The following is an 18,852-nucleotide window of genomic DNA, read 5'->3' as shown; positions in this document are numbered from 1 at the left end:
TTCTTTATCTTATTGCGCTGATTTTAATTCCTACAGCTAGATGAGTTCCTTTCCCGAAGCCTCAAGTTTCGAAGTTAGTTTATGATTTTCTTGCTCATAATATCCACACAATTGACTTGTTCTTTCTATTTCGGCCTGTTGCCTAAGTATCTCATTCTCCTGCATCCTTAATTTTTCCATATTGTTGACCAACAACTGTTGTTGTTCATTCGATTGGACGTTAATTTGTTCCAATTCTTTTATACGTCTTGCTTCGGCTTCTTGCGTTGCCTGTAGTTCTTCCATATTCTGACGCATTTCTTCTTCTTGTGCTCTGAGTTCTTCGGCTTTTTGCTGGGACTCCATTAACAATTTCTGTGTTTGCTCATGTAGTTGTGATGCAGCAATTGCAGATGCAGCACTTTCGGCCAGCTTTTCCAAGAAAGCTATTTCGTGTAGGGCGAATGGATTGAAGGAAGCTATTTCAATGGCGCCATAAACTTGCTCATTCAGCTTTAGTGGTACAATCAATATACTTGAAGGAGGAGCTTCTCCCAAACCAGATGTAATCTGCACATAGTCTTCAGGTACTTTTGTTAAATAAATGGTACCTGCCTCCAGCACAGCTTGCCCAACCAAACCTTCGCCCAAATGAATTGTCTTCTGAATGAATTTTTTTCGTTCGTAAGCATAACAAGCCTCTAATTCTAAATATCGGTTTTCTGAATCTCCTCGCAGAATAAATAAACCACCCTGATTGGCTTTTAAGTATCGTACCAGGAAACTGACCAGCTCAATCCCTAAAGCGCGTTTATCAATTGTATGATCACGTAGAAGGGTGGCAAACTTAGCTATGCCTTCAGCTACCCAGTTGCGTTTCTTTCCATCGCTCTCTACCTCCTGAAGCCTCTCTTGCATGATAAGCAAGGCATTGCCCAACGTGTCATCTCCACTGGCCGGTATAAGTTGATTGTCATATTTCCCTGCTCCAACCTGGCTGGCAAAATTTGCAGAGGCTTTCAAATGTGTTACCAATCTGTTAATGGAACCGATTATTATACCCATTTCATTTTTAGGTTCTTCCATGTGAGCAGGCTGCTTACCTAGTGCTACTTCCGACAGATAATCGCTTACTTTTAATAACGGATTAATAGTAACCTTAACCAACGAATGCACTAGTAAGAGCGATGCCACTAGGCTTCCTACAATTAGCCCTAGAATAATAAACTGGGCAATTCTCATCCGGTCCGAGAGTGTGTCGCTTTCAGTATGAATCAATTCACGTTGCTGTTGAATAAGTTTAGCGGAGCCTTCTTTAATGGCATCGAAGACAGGGCGCTGATATTGGTTGATCTCTAAAGCCATATCGGCTTTTCTATCCTTATTCTCAGATCTTGATGCTGAATCTTGTTTTTGTACCGCGGTTAAAAGAGAACGGATTTTAATTTCCGTCTGCTCCTGCAATTGTTGGTAGGTGATTAAGTTAGCCAATAATTGAGCAACTTCTTTTTGGTTAATATTTGCTTGGTCTTCCTCCAATTTGGATTTCAAAACAGCAGCAGCGGGATTAATCTTATCTTCCCATATTCCTCTGCGAAGCGTGTTGAACTCCTCCTTTTCAATTAATAGATAGGAACGTGATTCAAGTTCTGCTAATGCCACATAATTGCCTATGGTTGCCAGTTGCAGCAGGACCTGTAGCCGCTGACCGTTAAGCTGATCTTGCTGAGCAATTACTTTACTATTACTATAGTAGCTGTAAAGATTACTCAAGGCTATGATCAGCACGAGTAAAGAAGAACTGAGGATCATTCGATTTTTGATCGTGAGACTCCAAGTATTAAAGAGATTTTTCATTGTTTGATTGTTTCGATTGATAATTGATGTTAAAAGGCAATCTGGTAATTGGTCATTTCATTCTGTATCCTGTGGGGCAACAATATCAGCTTCCCGTACATCAGCAATCCATAAATTTTGTTATGCATTTTCTTTTTTTTTCACGCAGTAGTTTCAAGCCATCGTTTAACCATGACCTGAATTCATGTGAATCCATAAATCCAATTTGAACAACAACCATACAGGGCACCGTAGCGTCATAATCAATTCTTCCGTGTTCAAAAGTTTGAAGTGTAGTAATCATGTCAGTATATTTTTAAATTATTGAGTTATGAGATTCTTTTATCCAGTCAATAGTTGCTGGCCTATTGTCAAAGTCATTTCATTGAATTTCAATGATTTTCTAAAATTACCCTTTAATGAATAGCAGGTGGCTATCCCTAAATAGCACCCAATTAGCTGATTGCTCATTCTTTGACTTTCTGTATTCATTTCCGGCATGGACAAAGGATATTCTAACCCGAGCGCTAAAGTGCATGATCAATCCCTGCTCAGGAAGAAAAAAGCATTACAAAAAAGTAAACAAAAATTCAGGGCTAATTATGCCTATAACCTATATTTGCTCGTGCAGTACTAAATAGTAGACAAAGGCAAATGAACTTTTTGTCGGAATGAAATATAAAAAAAACAGGTGTGTTATTCGCGTTGGTAACGTAGCTTCCCCTGAGTAGCTACACTCGAATGTAATAATTATCATCGTAAACCCCTTGTTGGAATGTGGGATACTCGGTGTCGGCTTGTGTGGCCGGGAGTCTTCCACATTTCAACAGGAACGCCCGTGGCGTAATGTTATCTAAGCTGTCGTGGGGTCGAACATTGTTTTATTTCCAGATAAACTTTTCTGTCTCATGTCTAACTTGATGTAAATCCTAGAACAAATAAGCACCTAGAACTTCCTCCCTATAGGTTCTGTTGAAACGCTCGATGTATGCATTCTGATTTGGCTTCGCTGGCTCAATAAATTTCAACTCAACGCCATGGCTCTCGCACCATGCCTTCAACGCAAGAAACTCTGGTCCGTTATCCACCCTTATTCTGGTGGGTTTTCCGCGCCATTCAAATATCTGACTCAGTTCACGCGCCACACGCGCTGAGCTGATTGAAGTGTCCACTACAATGTTTACGGCCTCGCGGTTGAAGTCGTCCAGGATGTTCAATGTGCGAAAAGATCTGCCGTTGGTTAATCGATCAAAGTCCATTGACCACACCTGATTAGGAAGTTCTGGTTGGTATAACGATTCCTTTATTCTCGAAGGCTAACGCTTCTTTGGTTTTCTACGAATGTTCAAGTTGAGCTGCGTATAGATTCGATATACGCATTTGTGATTCCAGAGCATAGCTTGGCCGCGCATGTAGTGAAACATCTTCCAGAATCCCCAACGACGATGTTCTTTAGCAAGACGCGTTAAAACATCCTGAATCGGTGCATTCTGGAGATCAACGGTGCGCCTGTAATAATAAACCGACGAACTAAGTCTCATAAGCATACACGCCTGTCGAAGACTTACCCGATGCTCTTGCAGGTAAGCCACAGCTTGTCTTTTCTCGTCAGGCGTTAAAGCTTTTTTTCGATGAGATCTTTCAATGCATCACGCTGAATGCTGACATCTGCAAACATTCTTTTGAGCCTGTTATTTTCTTCTTCAAGCTCTTTGATGCGCTTGACTTGGCTCGCCTCAAGTCCGCCATACTTTGCTTTCCAACTGTAAAGTGTTGCGGTACTGATTCCGTGCTCACGGCAAAGGTCCGCTGCAGGCGTTCCGCCATCATACTGTTTGAGAATTGTCACAATCTGTATCTCTGTGAATCGACTCTTTTTCATGGCTCCCTAAAGTTAAAAATTCCTACTTTTGAATTCTTCGCTTTTTAGGGAAGCTTACGAATAGTTGCTGGCCTATTGTCAAAGCCATTTCATTGAATTTCAATGATTTTCTGAAATTACCCTTTAATAAATAGCAGGTGGCTATCCCTAAATAGCACCCAATTAGCTGATTGCTCATTCTTTGACTTTCTGTATTCACTTCCGGCATGGACAAAGGATATTCTAACCCGAGCGCTAAAGTGCATGATCAATCCCTGCTCAGGAAGAAAAAAGCATTACAAAAAAAGTAAACAAAAATTCAGGGCTAATTATGCCTATAACCTATATTTGCTCGTGCAGTACTAAATAGTAGACAAAGGCAAATGAACTTTTTGTCGGAATGAAATATAAAAAACCAGGTGTGTTATTCGCATTGGTAACGTAAGTTTCCCCTGAGTAGCTACACTCGAATGTAATAATTATCATCGTAAACCTCTTGTTGGAATGTGGGATACTCGGTGTCGGCTTGTGTGGCCGGGAGTCTTCCACATTTCAACAGGAACGCCCGTGGCGTAATGTTATCTAAGCTGTCGTGGGGTCGAACATTGTTTTTATTTCCAGATAAACTTTTCTGTCTCATGTCTAACTTGATGTAAATCCTCGAACAAGTAAGCAGAGATGGTCTAATATAACCTATTATCGGGAGGCCTAGTTTTTCAAATTTGTGAAACAATCCCCGCTGGCACGCAAACTTAGTCCTGCAACCTACCGCGTGAGAATATTATCCATTTGCAGGGATGGGCCATAGGTCTTTATCAAAATAGCCTCACATAGCGGCCGTTTGAGAAAAGTACCGCTACAGTTATGAGCCCTAAAGCCAAAAATAAATGTTTAGCCATCATTCCAAAACTTAACGCGCTTCACATTGATCAAAGTAAGGGCTTGGCTTTCTCCACATCGCCTAAAAGGCGATCGTTCCTACTGATTTGTTTCGGAGGCAAGAAAGTGACTTAAAAGACCTGAAATTCAATGAAAAACACCTCTTTTACAGCTTACTTCATTGATTACTTTTTTGTCCCGACGCCTTTTCCTGAAAGTTGAGAATTGATTGGCACATTTGATCTTCCATCATATAAAATGATAAGAACACAATGGGCTATAAAAATCCAGCTTTGAAATTTTCTCTTGCATCACCTGTTTTTACCGTAATCGTTTGCATTTCCCTAGAAACTAAACTGCCCCCTAAACCTGCTGTTGACAAAGAATTTTTCAAGGGTATCCGTCTTTATTAGACCGCGGGTTTGAGCAATCAAAATCATCCTTTTTTAGTATCGATAGAAGATACGCTGAGATCAGGTACCGCGCACCAGTTTCGCAGGCCTCGAATCAGTCATAAAATGGACGAATATTTCTTAGTCTAAATGCCAGCAAAGGAGTCACTTATAAATATCAAAATTATGATTACAAAAGTCTATGACCGCGAGTACGTTACACTTGACTATGATCCCTCTGTGCCCTGTGTTATTGCCACCTCCTTTAAATTCATGACGCTCGATGAATTCAAATTGCAATTGAATTTCGGCCTTAATTTCATGAAACAAAGAATCAGGGAAACGGGTAGAATGTTATGGTTGCCTGATATTACGTTAGCCTCCACTTGTGATAGAGAAGGCGTTAAATGGGTCCGTGAAGATTGGACGCCCCGTGCTTTTGAGGCCGGTATCAGGCATATGGCTCTTGTAGCGTCTGAAAGTGAATGGGCAAAAATGGGATTAAATCATGATACCGATGACGCTGAGGAAAAAGGAATGGGGATGACGACGGCCTTTTTCAAAGACGTGGAATCGGCCAAGAAATGGTTCAGCAATATGAAAAGCTGAAAAAAAGCTGGTTCAAGGACTTATATTTTCCCAGCGCCATATGGTCAAAGTGCCTATAAATAGTATTTGAATATCGCTCGCAGTGGTCATCTTTTTATTTTAATAATTATGGTAAAGATTGTTATCATCGACGATCATACTTTATTTAGAATGGGTTTAATTGCCCTTTTTGAAAAGGAGTCAGGACTTGAAATAGCAGGTGAATTTTCAAGCTATGGTGATGTTCATCCAAATATCTCCAAATTGGATGCGCACCTCATTTTACTGGACGTCTCACTTCAAGACGAAAGCGGAATTGAAGTAGCTAAGTGCATTAAAAAGAATAGACCGTCGATGAAGATCATTTTTTTAAGCTCTCATAAAGAGGAATTTTACCTCATTAATGCAGTTGAAGCAAACGTAGACGGCTACATTCACAAAGCTGCGCACCTACGAGAACTGGTACTTGGAATCAAAAAAGTAATTCAAGGAGAGAAATTTTATTCACAGGAAATATCCAACCTCCTTGTAGATAGCTTTAACAAAAAGACATGTCGCGGACTCCCATTCCTTACATATAGAGAAAAGGAGATCGTTAATTATCTGATGGAGGGTTATTCGAGCAAAGAAATAGCTTCTACACTGGGTATTAGTCCACGGACCATTGACTCGCATCGTGCGAACGTCTTGGAGAAATTCGGGTTAAAGAATACGACTGAACTGGTGAGCAAGATATCGAAGCAGAAAATCAGGTTTTAATTGGGTTGACACGGCCGGGTTACTTTTGGGATTTAACAGATAATGAACCTCGAATACAAAAGTCGAGATTCCGAGGTGTTGACCATTTCGTTTCGCGTACCTTTGATCGCAGTATTCGGCTTCATCGAACAATTCATTCCGTGCCAAATTGACCATTCTTGCCATTGGTCCCTTGGCTAGCTTGATATAATCACAGCCTCACGAAACGAAGTGGTCAACCATGAAAATTATCATCGGCAACGACGAACAAATAATCCAAATTGATCTTATCTTGGTGCCAGATATTTATCCATGCAAGCCGAGGAATCGTTCATCCGCCTTACTAACGACAACATCATTGAACTTGTGCGAGAACGACGGAATGAGCTAATCACTAAATTACTAGACGCCGCCGAATTGAACCTTTTCCTTAAGGAATCGTTTGGTATTACAGAAGTATCCCTGATCAAGCAAGAATTTATAAAGCGCGCGCTCAAGGAGTTGGAGCTATCCCCCATTAACCTTCCACATTACGGCCAAATTATTCTTGAGATTCGAAAAACAGGATCACTTACCATTTCCAGCGATAACGAAAAGCGTTTTTACCTGGACATCAGAAATTCAATCAAAAATTATCTACTTTAAAATCGTTCCTATCAAATTTTAATTAATGAAAAGTCCAATCATACCCGGAAGCAAGTTCCTTCTGGACGGCACTACTGAGGTCATTGTCTTAAAACCGTCAACCCGCTCAAATTCTTCCTACACCGTCGAGATCCCAGGGCGAAGTATTGAAATAGTTTCTACCGACCGCCTTATGAGAATTACTCAACCCATACAAAAAACAATAATTGACGATATTTTTGATTACGAGCAGTAATCGATTCGAATCAAACCTTCTTTCTTCTTTACTTTACTTTTTTTCATATCAACTCAGTTTGAAAGCGTCCCCTGAGTAACTACACTGGAATGTAATAGTTATCATCGCATACTCGGTGTCGGGTTGTGTGGCCGGGAGTCTTCCGCATTTCAACAGGAACGCCCGAGGCATAGAGTTATCTAAGCTGCATGTGTAACCAGCCACTTATCCATTGCCACACTTAATCACTGACGTTATCGTAGACAACTTTCACAAAGTCAATTTTTGAAGCAGAGGTTATAACGTTCCAAATAGACGACTCAACCCACGTTGCCGTCGTCCTAAATAAGGTGTATTTTTATGCAATGTACTTTAATAACAGTATAATGTTATGAAAAGATTGTTCAGATTTTTGTTGCCTTGCTTGATTTTCGTCCTTTATGGTAAAGTCATGATGGCACAATCCACTGTTGAAAAGGTAAATTTTTCAAGAATTGAAGTGGGTTCTGGGCTATCGAATTCTAATGTCACATGTATCCTCCAAGATTCAAAGGGATTCCTCTGGTTTGGTACGGAAGACGGTCTCAATAAATTTGATGGATATACCTTTAAAATTTACCGGAATAATCCGGATGATACTGCCAGCTTATTAACAAATACAATCAACTGCATTTTTGAGGACAGTAAAAATAAAATCTGGGTGAGCACCCGTAGTGGTGGCTTACAATATTATGACAATAAACTAGACAGGTTTATCAGGATCAGTGAGTTTTCAACGAATTCTCATATTCTTCAGATTACTGAAGATTATAATAAGAATGTCTGGATAACCGGAAACAAATACTTTGATGCCTTTGTAGCACAACTAGATCGGAACACCGGCAAATGGAACAGCTATATTCTATTTCCATCAAAAGAACCAATTGAATCCCTTATAAGAGAATCAGAAAATGAATTTTGGATAGGACTAAGACGGGGAGGTTTTTTGAAATGGAACAAACAGACCAATACTTTTAAACGATATCTGCATGACCCTAAAAATTCAAAAAGCCCGGTCTGTTTTGATATCCACAAAATTCTCAAAGATGACAAAGGCTACCTTTGGATTGCAGCAGGTGAAGGACTAAGCAAATTTGAAATCAAAAGTGAAACCTTCACCAACTTCACTGCAAATCCCTCCAACCCGGAAAGCCTCCTCATCAACCCTATTAGGGATATAGCTTGGGCTAATGGTCATTTATTGCTGGCAACAGAAAACGGAGGACTAAGCAGGATGGATACCACCACCAATCAGTTCACCAACTTTTTATTTGATAAAAACGATCCGTATTCACTTAGCGATAATTCCGTCTGGTCTGTCTATTCTGATCATCAGAACAGAATCTGGATAGGTACTTTTTCAAAGGGGTTGTGCGTAATAGACAAATTGCAAAACAAGTTTTCCCAACTCGATGTCGTTCTCGAAAATGACGTCGTAAACGCCATTTATCAAGACCACAAAAAAAGGATTTGGATTGGTACTGAAGGCGGTATCGTGCTTAAGGATGGCAACAAAGTGAAATATTACAAACATGAACCTAGTCAAAAAGGCAGCCTTAGCAGTAATCCAATATTGTCCATCTATGAGGACAGTCAAAACCGAATCTGGTTTGGAACATGGGCCGGCGGTATAAACCGATACGATGAAAAAACAGATCACTTTGTGAATTATTCACCCGATGAAACAAAAGCACAAAGTCTTTCCGATCCTAACGTTTATTCTATCCGCGAATATTCAAAAACAAAGCAATTATTGGTAGCTAGTTATAAAGGGCTAAACATTCTCACAGACGAAAACAACGGAAAGTTTGAGAACTATAAAGAAAGCGAAAATGAGTCAAACAACTATATCCGAAGCATCTATGAAGATAGTGGCGGTAACGTATGGTTGGGTACTATCGAAGAACTCGATTTATTTGATACAAAAAACAAAAAAATCATCCGTTTCGATTCAAGGACAAACAAGAAAGAAACCAAACCCAGCGAAATCGTAAACTGTGTCTTAGAAGACAGAAAAAAAAGACTCTGGGTCGGAGCAACAGCAGGACTGGAACTAATCATAGATAAAAAATTCATTAAGCGCTTTACGACCAAAGACGGATTACCCAATAACATTGTCAATGGCATATTGGAAGATAACAAAGGTAATCTCTGGCTGAGCACCACCAAAGGAATCTCCAAATTCAATCCTGACAACAAAACAATTCAAAATTATAATGTAAGTGATGGATTGCTTAGCAATGAATTCAAACCCAATGCCTGTTTCAAAAGCAAGGACGGTTTACTTTTTTTTGGAGGCAAAGGCATAAACGTATTTGATCCTGATGACATCCAGCAGAATCCGTATGCCCCGCCCGTTTACATCACCGACTTCAAGATTTTTAATAAATCCGTAATAATAGGAGAAAAAGACTCACTACTTAAAAGTCATATTGGTGAGACACAAGAAATCTATCTGTCATACAAGTACAATGTTTTTAGTTTGGAATTTGCTGCCCTTAACTTTTCATCAAGTAACAAAAATAGGTATGCCTATAAATTGGAGGGTTTTGATAATGATTGGAACTATGTGGGCAATCAGCGTTCCGCCACATTCACCAATCTTGATCCGGCAACGTACACATTTAGGGTTAAGGCATGCAATAACGATGGTCTTTGGAATGAGTCGGGTGCGTCACTTATCATTCATATATTACCTCCATTCTGGAAAACATGGTGGTTCAGAATAACTACCGGCATCGTAATAGTAAGCCTGTCTATCGGTTATTATCGAATAAGAGTTAACGCCATTAAACAGCATAACAAGAAACTAGAGATACTTGTCGCCAACAGAACTGCTGAACTCGTTAATCGAGATGAAGAAATTCAGGCCCAGAATAATGAACTCTTCAATCAACGCGAAATTATTGAAAAGCAGAACATCGAAATTTTATCTCGAAATGAAACGCTGGAGGAAGAAGTAAAAGACAGGACTAAAGATTTGATCGAATACAATCAACAGCTTGAACAATTTGCTTTCATCTCAGCTCATAACCTTCGGGCACCAGTTGCTCGTATTTTAGGTCTGGGTAATATTTTAGGTTTTGTACGCAAGAATCCTGAAGAAGAGAAATCGGTTATTGACAAGATAATTTTCGCAACCCAAGAATTGGACACTGTTGTAAAAGATCTGAGTTCCATTTTGGATTTAAGAAATAATAACACATCGTTTATCACTAACATAAGTTTAGAGGAGGAGCTGAAATTGACAAAGGGAATTTTAGAGAAAGAAATACGGGAAACTAGTGCATCCATCATAGAAGATTTTTCCAGAGCACCTTTCATCCGCACGTTGAAACCTTATCTGGATAGCATTCTTGTTAATTTAATTGGTAATGCTATTAAATATCGCCATTTAGATAGGCGTCCGATCATTCAAATTAAATCGGAAATAATCGAGAATCAAATTTGCTTAACAATATGTGACAATGGTATGGGTATAGATTTGTTGTCTTATAAAGAGAAGTTATTCACATTCTACAGTCGTTTTCATAACCATGTAGAGGGTAAAGGTATGGGACTATACCTGGTAAAGACTCAAGTGGTCGCCCTGGGCGGAAAAATAGAAGTTGAAAGTGAAATAGACCAAGGAACGACTTTTAAAATTCTATTCAAAAATGAAACTGCAGTAAGCAATATGTAACTTCCACTGGCGGTCTAATTTAGACGGCACGTTCTGGCTGAACATTTAGAAAACGTAAGCGAAGCCTGCCTCATGATGGGATATCCCCGCGACAGTTTCCCTCGCATCAAAGAACTCTATGACGCCGGCGGTCAGCTGGCCCTGAAGGAAGTAAGTCGGCCTAAAGCCATCCCAAATAATAAGGTCGAATCTCATATTGAAGAGACTGTGAAACTCGCCGTTGATTAGCCCGCACTTGGACAGGTGCGTGTGTCCAAGGGGAAGATGGTATTTGATATCCATTCTCATATTCTTCCAGGTTTAGATGATGGCGTTTATTCATTTGAAGTAACTGAAGGGATTAATCTTTATTTTATGAAGTCACCGTGGCTTTGAATTTTACCATGTCAGATCTTTTGATTTTAACCTGATTTAAAGGTGGGAGCGAGTCCCTGTTGCTCCGTGTTTTTAGGTCACGTAAATGAGTAAAATTACCGAGAGGCTGGATGTATCTGAACTGCTACTTTTAGAACGAAAAAAAAATGTTCTAATGATCAGTGCTGAAGCTTACTACCGTGCGTACACAATTATTTTCGATTTCAAAGTTCCATTCTTATTTTATATTGGACTTATTACTCTCCTGTTTGTTCCTACTCTTTCGAACGCCCAGATCAGAATACCAAGCCTGGAAATACCCAGAAATACCTCTTACGAAATCCCAGGGGATACTTTGCTTGTTGATCACCTCATTATGCATGATTCTTCGAAACTTATACTCAACAAAACCTGCAACGCCAGTTTTATCAAAGCAAAGAAGATAACTGCTGGGGTTTCTTGCAGTATAGTGGGAAATGGCAATAATGGCACTAATGGCAAAAATGGTAAGGATTCTGATCATCCGTATGGACCGTGTAAAAGTGGAGTTACGGGAGAGCAGGGCAAAAGTGGAACCAATGGCACTTCAGGAAAGAACCTTACCCTGGAAGTTGACTATCTTGAACTAAATCACCTTATATTAATCAATCTAAATGGTGGAAATGGAGGATATGGCGGAAATGGCGGAAACGGCAGTTCGGGCAACAAAGGTACTGCCCACTGCCTGAGCAATGGTGGAGACGGTGGAAATGGAGGGAACGGTGGTGATGGAGGAAGCGGTGGCAGTCTTGCACTTAGTTGTACAAATTGCGGGTATAACTTCAGTTTAAGTGAAAAGGTAAAGCTTGTAAACCATGGCGGATATCGGGGATTTGAAGGAGAGGGTGGCATGGGTGGAATCAAGGGAAACGGATCTTCAGAAAAAGTATCGAGACACGGCAACAAAGGGAAAAATGGACTTGCCGGTAAGAATGGAAAAGATGGTAACTTCACTTATGCCAAATAGCATCGAAACGGCGCGTCAGCAATTCCTCTTTCCAATGTTTGAAATGTTTTGGATCGGGGCAAAAACGAAACAATTACAGGTCGCATGGTGGAAATTCCAAGGCCTTGATCATTTCGTTTCTCCTTGATCAAATTATTTTATTTCGCCACGATGTGGCGGCTGATGGTCAAGCCCTAGCGTAACCAATGGCCAAGGTGATGGGCGCAATCAGTGAAAGTTATCCCAACACGTTTAATGAATCCTAAACCTATATTCTCTAAGTGATGAGCATGCAATAGTCAATTTCATTGCGAGTGAATTGACTGGCGTCGCAAAAAAAATAGTGATCACTGATTGACGAAATGAAGTGGTCAGCCTGCGCGGAATATTCATGCCTTACCAAAAACAGATAAAAATTCCCAAACTGTAACTCCGCGGTAATGACGTCTGCGGCGACGGCGACATGGCCGGTAACTTCGGAAAATGAATCACAAATTTCGTACCATGACCTACTTCGCTTACTACGTCGCTTTTTTTCCACCCATAACGCTTACCTGCATCTTAACCAAAAATAATCCAAAACATTTGCCGGGAAATACTAGGATGAAAACGCTGATGTAGCATAAACATCCTGTTCCGCATCTATTGCATATCAATACCGACGCGTTATCTTCGACGATAACAATAATTTTATCTTCAGATTGGTTTGTTGAGTACCTAATGCTTGATTCAATGTGAGGCGTCATTTCGCTTGAACTTTCCATTTTCATCAAATTAATCAACCCTTTAAGTCGAGCGATTGGTCCCTTATGTTGTGGGCCGTAATAAAAGTAAACTGTCCAAGCTGCGTCTTCTGATTTATAAGATCTTCGTTTAGACGATGAAGCGTCTGCGTCCGGTGTTCTACACGCTTCTCCAACGTCGAATTGTAATTCGAAAGCGTCTCAGCTTGGGCTGTCAATTCCTCTGAGTGGTTATTTCCTCCCTTTGAAGCTGAATCTCGAGTGTGCGCTGTTCAACCATCCATTGAAGTTGAGACCCCGCTTTTTTCAAAAACAAGCTTCAACGATTGGTTGTTGGCGTGAAGAGCGGAAATGCACCTTCGCCCGGATATGTGTCATCGCCAAAGTATCTGTTGATCCCTTGGTAGCGGATGTAGGCGAAGTCTCTTTCAAAGTAAGCGTCCATCATAAAACTAAATTGTTACAGAGTTGACAATCGATAAAAGGTGGCGGGAGTCTTGGTGTAGCCATGACTCCCGCCAAACCCTCAAGCAAAATAAACGGACGTGGACAAAGGCGGGACCATCCTGACCGAAAGCATCTTCCACTGTGTTCGTTTTACCTAAAGATTTCTCAGTCTTTCGATATGCATTCTGTTTTACTCCACAGCAAATGAGATGGTCTTGCTCGATTCATTTCCAAGTATATCAAAAGCCTGAATAGTAATAGAGTAATTGCCAGGAGCAAAGCTCGTCAGGGGTGTCGTGTAGATGGCTTTTGCTCCAGTGTTGATTTTGTAGTACACGGTCTGTGTGCCGACATTTTTATCCCTTGCTGCCAAGTACAACTTCAGTTCTTTTGGATAGATAACATAAGACTTATCATTAATCACCTTTGCTCCGATTTTATCCACCCCGTATACCTCTACAATTTCTGGAGGCACATTATCCACATAAATTGTTTGTCCGGCATCGGATCCGTTGTTTACCTGGTCTGTTGATGTTATCTTCAGATTTCTCAAACCATCTCCTTCTATGCCGAATCTTTCCACGTAAGAAATAGGTGCTTGATTGTCTATCTGGTATTCTAATTTCTTCAGACCAGCCTGACCTATACCAGCATCGATCGAGGCTATGGTAATTTTCGTTACTTTATTAATAAAAAGAGTGTCATTCCGAAGCAGCTTAGGGCCAACGGCCTGGTATTTAATAAGCGGGGCTTTTACATCGATGTAATAGCTAACTGTATTTGTTTTGCTCAGGTTCTCTACCCGGTCATCGGCACTATACGAAAGCTTGTGTAAACCAGGTGCCTGATCTGTATTTACTGCTGCTTTATAATCAGTTTTAGTAGCGTGATCAACAGCAAAATAAATCTTGTTTAACCCAGCTTTATTGTCAGTAGCTGTAAGTTCAAACGCCGACCTGTTGGAAACATAGACCTGGCCGATGGATGATTTGAAGTAATCAATTGATACATTGTACTCTACTCTTGGTGCTTCAGCATCTAAGAAGAAATCATAGGCTTTTTCCGTCTCTCTATTGCTAACGTTGTCAGTAGATGTGTAGCGGACATAATTTTCATTCGGCTTCAGATTTGCTAGTGACAATGGTATGGTGTACAGCTGACCCGCTTCCTTATTGAAGCCATACGTGGTTTTGGAAACACCGCTGCTTCCGTCTTGGGCTGAGAGTTTAATTTTAGTTTTAAGCGATACAATATTATCTACGTTTGGACCAATTAAGGTCAGCGTGGACACCGGGGCACTATTGTCTACATAAAATTCGCTCAGTGTTTTATTGTTGAGATCAGCGTTTTCGCCATTGCCTACATGATCATTCGAATAAAACTTCAAGTTGATTTTTGAATCAGCAGGCAACGTAAACGGTTGGCTATAGGTTTTAAAGCCATCGCCAATATTAAAATATGTTGCTTCCACTCCGGATACAGCATCTCTAGCTTTTAGTTCAATAGAAATGTCACCACTGTAGTATACCTTTCCAGCAGAAACGAATTTCCCCTTGGCAACTGGTGTTGCCGTGGTAATAGGTGGTAAACCGTCTGACATTACCGGCCATAAAATTTCACGTTGCGGAACAAGCGGTACACCGGTAGTTGAATCGGTAGCCCAGCGTGAACGTATCCAATTAATCCCTTCAGTGTCCAAATAGTAGGGACGCACATGGTTTACATTTTCTTCTTTCAGCACTATACCCTTTGTAGGGTCGGGCGAAGTTGAGAGCGATACGTATACAGGAAGTTTCTTATTCCAGTACAATGTGCCGTTAGCATCATAGTACGTTTTAGGTTCTGTTGTGGGTTGCTGTGCAAGCACTGTACCTTGACTAAGAAAAATGATGCAGATTAGGTAGAATAAAATTCTCATTACTTTTGGATTTATATGGTTCTAGACGAAAAAACCGAAGTAGACTGATGAGTTTAAATCGGGTGCTGGCTTTTAGACAGTGTCATTAATGGGCTTTGTCGATTGTTTTTATCTAGTCTATAGCTGCCTTCGTGTTGTCGAAATAGGCTATTGGAATAGGGTTGTTAACTTGGCTTATCATATCCTCTACCACCATTAAGTAAAGATGTTCTGTGACATTAGCAGCTTGAGAATACCCAATATCTCGTGCCTTGTCGTAATGTTCCGTAGTCGTCCAATGTCGATCCAAAAGCGAAATTGCATCCATTAGAAGTGTATCCCAAATTGCCTGGCCAGTATTGAAATGCTTCATGGCTGATGTGGTCATGCTCATTCCCTTCTTGGATTCTGCTGAGGTAGAGGAAAACCAGCCATAGTGGACTATCAGTACATGAATGTCTTTGTCGTAGTTGACATCGACATAATCATTTTTAAAATAGGTTTCCATAATAGTAAAGTCTATAATTATTAGTTTGATTTAGAGTTCAGGGGATTGGAAAGTCGTCACCTCATTGACCGCATAACTTCTTCAAAATACTAAGCGCAATACCCCCGAGAACAACGGAAATCAATAACGGTACCAAACCAAGATTAAATACAAAAACACACACTATTTGAATCATGGCAATGCTAATACTAACTATGCTCCATTTTATAATTGAGCTTTTTACTGGTGCTCCCATAAACTGCTTTTCGTTTTATCTTCGTTTATCATCTCTTGAGTATTGATGAGTTCATATTTTTTTTACAGCCAATATTTGCATGAGTGTCTTTAACGTACTTGTATGGTGACGTAACCTTTCTCTAACCAAGTCTGGACGTGTTTAAAGAATTAGGTATCTCTCTTTTTTTTAAAGGCTTGAATATAATTTTCACTTTCAATTCAGGAATGAACCAAGTTGAAAAATTAGAACACCTAGGAAAGCCGGTTGAATCATTGTGATGATAGCTAATTTGTTGTTCGGGTGGAGAACTGTTTGATCCAAACAATGGCTGCTTCCATGCTCTTGAAATAAGCAGTTGGAAATGCAACGGCGACCCGCTGATTCACTATACCCTCTACTGACATCTGTGTAAGAGCGTCCTCTGAAACGATGACCGCAAGGTGGGAGTACCCCACCATCAGTGCACCGTGAATCCACTCTGTTGATACCCAGCGTTGATCTTTGGGTTGAATAATTCCTAGAAAGGTCGTATCCGAGATCACCTTGCCTGTATTAAAATGCCCCATAACTTCAATAAGGGATTTTACACCGTCCCTGAATTCAACAGAGTTTGGTGGGGCTAGCCATTTTTGTACTATTACATGATTGACCTTATCGTAGCTATATGTGACAAAGTCATTTTCAAAGTAGATTTGCATCTAGTGCGGTTGTTTACTGTGTTTGTCCCCTGAGCCAACTCTTGGCCGATTCCACATCTTTGAAAGAGGCTGTGGTCATCCCCTTATCCATAGTATCTTGAGCGTATTCGTCTAACCCGATCTGCCCCCACTGATTTGCAGATATAACAAAAGCTACATGCTTGATGCCTACAGCAAGCGCGCGTGGAGTCCAATCTTCAACAGCGTATTTTGCGCATTCATCATCAATTAAGGTTAATTTGGAATCGACTATCCACATCATTCTTCCTGTTTCCTTGATTTTTTTTTCCACAAAATAAAGCCCAGAAGCCTGTGCGGATTTGAATTCTTCAAGCATCATGAATTTGAGGAAGGTGGCGATAATGCAGGGTACAGCAGGATCGTAATCAAGTGTTAAATATTCGCGGTCATAAATTCTTGTGATCATATTATTGGTGCGTGAATTCTTGATTGAGTATTACTTTAAGATTTTTTTGTCTACGTTCGTCGTTAGATTTTTTCTTCGTTCTAAAAGTAACAGCTCAGATACATCTAGCCACTCAGTAATTTTACTCATTTAGGTGCACTAAAAATACGGAGCAACAAGAGCCCGCTCAGATCTTAACATTGGAATTCGTTCCGAAAAACCTGTTGCATTAATCCATATTCAACTATCTACATTGCCCATAATGCTTTTGTCAAATTAGTCTATTGCTGAATTCAAGTTCTTAATCCCGGCAGACCAGTACAGCGATGCTTTTTGTTTCTGTAAATCTGCCATCAATTTTAAAAGCTTCGACTGGGCGAGCAGGAGCTTTTCTTGTTGAATGTTGATTTTGAACAAGTCACTTTCGCCGTTTTCAAGATTTAAAAGTTCAGATTTCAACAGACGGTCATAGAGTTCAACAATTTCTTGTTGTTGTTTCATGACTGCGAGTGTATTTTGAAGTTGGTTGAATGTGGTATTTATCTCATTGATAATTTCGCGCTCTGACTGTCGCTGTTGATATTGTGTATTGTCAATTTTTAATTTAGTAAGGGCAACTTTCGAACGTTCCTTGCGCAAGAATATCGGAAAGAAAAAATCAAGCCCAATTTTGTAATCATTCAATGGGTTCACACGATGAGGTGCAGACGGTTGGCTGAGAAGAGAATAGTTGATGTCCAATTGTGGTTTTAAGAATTCTCGTGCCAGCGCTCTTTCCAATTCCAGTTGGTTAAGTTTAAGAGAGAGCTTCACTAGCTCAGGATGATTTTCTTTGGCTTTGATCACCAGATCTTGGAGTAGCTCTTGGTTAAGGAACGCCTGATCGTCGTGGGTCATGATGGGGGCAATATTCAAACCTACCTGTAAAGCATCGCCCTGCTCACTCCATACGTAGTTTGATATCGTTATACCCATGTTTTGAAATACCACCCAAGCTTCTTGACTCTCCACCCGCCTGGATTGGAGCGCTATTCTCGCCTGAATGGTATCGATCACGGCCGCTTCACCTTGCTGCATGTTTAGCTTGATGCGCGAGAAAATTTCTTCGGCAATGCCAACAGACTGGCTCGAAAGCTTGTATTGGTAATAGGCGTAATACCATTGCCAATAATCTTTGGCAGCCTCCAGCAAGATTTTATTTATAATTTTGACTTGTTCTGCAGTAGTGATACTATTGAAAATCTCCGCTTGCCTTACCGCCGTCCTCCGTTCGTCTGTAAGAAGTCCTTTACCAAGGGGAATGGCGACGCCTGCGTAGAATTGTTCTCCGCCGGAGATGATATCTTCATTATTTACAAGTTGGCCGGTAGCCCGCGTGTAGCCCACCTTTGGGTTTACGGGAAACCAAGTCGGGAAGGTCAGGTATGCATCAAGTTTGCTATAGTAGGTTTTATCCTCAAATTCTTTGTGGTCGAGGCTCGATACTACTTTAGGATCAAAACTTCCTCGAGCGAGTCGGAGTTCCTGCTGTGCAACTTCATCTAACAGTTCGGCTTGCTTAACGACCGGGTGGTTTTTCAAGATGATCTTATAAAATTGATCGAGGGGAAGCGTACGGGAAGTATCACTTAGGGCGAAGATAGAATCCATTGCCGACTGTGTTCGGCCGGGATGGGCATACAGCAAGCTTAAAACCAAAAATACAATGAACAAGCAATCGTGCATTCGCGACATAGAGATCTTT

At 40.5% G+C, this 18,852-nt stretch carries 12 protein-coding genes and 1 pseudogene; 6 read left to right on the top strand and 7 right to left on the bottom strand.

Going from position 1 to position 18,852, the window contains the following annotated elements; all coding sequences use genetic code 11:
- Positions 1-36: 36 nt before the first annotated feature.
- Complete coding sequence (locus tag D4L85_RS16475) at positions 37-1,836, bottom strand: GAF domain-containing protein (protein ID WP_119755327.1); 1,800 nt, start codon at positions 1,834-1,836, stop codon at positions 37-39.
- 710 nt (positions 1,837-2,546) lie between these two features.
- Positions 2,547-3,697, bottom strand: a pseudogene (locus D4L85_RS16470) (IS3 family transposase).
- Between the two features lie 1,436 nt (positions 3,698-5,133).
- On the opposite strand from D4L85_RS16470, the gene D4L85_RS16460 reads away from it, so the two are divergent.
- The 6 genes from D4L85_RS16460 (at position 5,134) to D4L85_RS34980 (ending at position 12,213) form a co-directional block, all read left to right on the top strand.
- A complete protein-coding gene (locus D4L85_RS16460) occupies positions 5,134-5,556 on the top strand; it encodes a hypothetical protein (protein ID WP_160143784.1) in 423 nt (140 codons plus the stop codon).
- A gap of 108 nt (positions 5,557-5,664) precedes the next feature.
- Positions 5,665-6,294 (top strand): response regulator transcription factor, encoded by a 630-nt coding sequence (locus tag D4L85_RS16455; protein WP_119755324.1) that lies wholly within the window; start codon positions 5,665-5,667, stop codon positions 6,292-6,294.
- 291 nt (positions 6,295-6,585) lie between these two features.
- The gene (locus D4L85_RS16450) at positions 6,586-6,918 is read left to right on the top strand and encodes a hypothetical protein (protein ID WP_119755323.1); all 333 of its coding nucleotides are present in this window, start codon (positions 6,586-6,588) and stop codon (positions 6,916-6,918) included.
- 605 nt (positions 6,919-7,523) lie between these two features.
- Complete coding sequence (locus D4L85_RS16440) at positions 7,524-10,853, top strand: two-component regulator propeller domain-containing protein (RefSeq protein WP_119755321.1); 3,330 nt, start codon at positions 7,524-7,526, stop codon at positions 10,851-10,853.
- A 72-nt stretch (positions 10,854-10,925) separates the two neighbouring features.
- Positions 10,926-11,081 (top strand): helix-turn-helix domain-containing protein, encoded by a 156-nt coding sequence (locus D4L85_RS35125; RefSeq protein WP_418219873.1) that lies wholly within the window; start codon positions 10,926-10,928, stop codon positions 11,079-11,081.
- A gap of 232 nt (positions 11,082-11,313) precedes the next feature.
- A complete protein-coding gene (locus tag D4L85_RS34980; protein WP_119755319.1) occupies positions 11,314-12,213 on the top strand; it encodes a hypothetical protein in 900 nt (299 codons plus the stop codon).
- A 1,359-nt stretch (positions 12,214-13,572) separates the two neighbouring features.
- Here the strand turns inward: D4L85_RS34980 and D4L85_RS16420 are convergent.
- The 5 genes from D4L85_RS16420 to D4L85_RS16400 form a co-directional block, all read right to left on the bottom strand.
- Complete coding sequence (locus tag D4L85_RS16420; protein WP_119755317.1) at positions 13,573-15,300, bottom strand: OmpL47-type beta-barrel domain-containing protein; 1,728 nt, start codon at positions 15,298-15,300, stop codon at positions 13,573-13,575.
- 112 nt (positions 15,301-15,412) lie between these two features.
- Entirely contained in the window at positions 15,413-15,787 is a 375-nt protein-coding gene (locus D4L85_RS16415) for a hypothetical protein (RefSeq protein WP_119755316.1), read from the bottom strand.
- Positions 15,788-16,288: 501 nt separating this feature from the next.
- Positions 16,289-16,702 (bottom strand): hypothetical protein, encoded by a 414-nt coding sequence (locus D4L85_RS16410; protein ID WP_119755315.1) that lies wholly within the window; start codon positions 16,700-16,702, stop codon positions 16,289-16,291.
- 13 nt (positions 16,703-16,715) lie between these two features.
- Positions 16,716-17,129, bottom strand: a complete 414-nt coding sequence (locus D4L85_RS16405; protein WP_119755314.1) for a hypothetical protein — start codon at positions 17,127-17,129, stop codon at positions 16,716-16,718.
- A 255-nt stretch (positions 17,130-17,384) separates the two neighbouring features.
- Positions 17,385-18,842, bottom strand: a complete 1,458-nt coding sequence (locus D4L85_RS16400; protein ID WP_119755313.1) for a TolC family protein — start codon at positions 18,840-18,842, stop codon at positions 17,385-17,387.
- Positions 18,843-18,852: the final 10 nt, after the last annotated feature.

Origin of the sequence: Chryseolinea soli (genome assembly GCF_003589925.1) — a bacterium.
Classification (GTDB): domain Bacteria; phylum Bacteroidota; class Bacteroidia; order Cytophagales; family Cyclobacteriaceae; genus Chryseolinea; species Chryseolinea soli.
This window is presented reverse-complemented; position numbering and strand designations above follow the sequence as displayed.

What these genes read in the sequence shown, in the direction of transcription:
- D4L85_RS16455 (WP_119755324.1), top strand. Translation starts at nt 5,665, where the DNA reads ATGGTAAAGATTGTTATCATCGACGATCATACTTTATTTAGAATGGGT.
- D4L85_RS16440 (WP_119755321.1), top strand. Translation starts at nt 7,524, where the DNA reads ATGAAAAGATTGTTCAGATTTTTGTTGCCTTGCTTGATTTTCGTCCTT.
- D4L85_RS16475 (WP_119755327.1), bottom strand. Translation starts at nt 1,836, where the DNA reads ATGAAAAATCTCTTTAATACTTGGAGTCTCACGATCAAAAATCGAATG.
- D4L85_RS35125 (WP_418219873.1), top strand. Translation starts at nt 10,926, where the DNA reads ATGATGGGATATCCCCGCGACAGTTTCCCTCGCATCAAAGAACTCTAT.
- D4L85_RS16450 (WP_119755323.1), top strand. Translation starts at nt 6,586, where the DNA reads ATGCAAGCCGAGGAATCGTTCATCCGCCTTACTAACGACAACATCATT.
- D4L85_RS16410 (WP_119755315.1), bottom strand. Translation starts at nt 16,702, where the DNA reads ATGCAAATCTACTTTGAAAATGACTTTGTCACATATAGCTACGATAAG.
- D4L85_RS16420 (WP_119755317.1), bottom strand. Translation starts at nt 15,300, where the DNA reads ATGAGAATTTTATTCTACCTAATCTGCATCATTTTTCTTAGTCAAGGT.
- D4L85_RS34980 (WP_119755319.1), top strand. Translation starts at nt 11,314, where the DNA reads ATGAGTAAAATTACCGAGAGGCTGGATGTATCTGAACTGCTACTTTTA.
- D4L85_RS16460 (WP_160143784.1), top strand. Translation starts at nt 5,134, where the DNA reads ATGATTACAAAAGTCTATGACCGCGAGTACGTTACACTTGACTATGAT.
- D4L85_RS16400 (WP_119755313.1), bottom strand. Translation starts at nt 18,842, where the DNA reads ATGTCGCGAATGCACGATTGCTTGTTCATTGTATTTTTGGTTTTAAGC.
- D4L85_RS16415 (WP_119755316.1), bottom strand. Translation starts at nt 15,787, where the DNA reads ATGGAAACCTATTTTAAAAATGATTATGTCGATGTCAACTACGACAAA.
- D4L85_RS16405 (WP_119755314.1), bottom strand. Translation starts at nt 17,129, where the DNA reads ATGATCACAAGAATTTATGACCGCGAATATTTAACACTTGATTACGAT.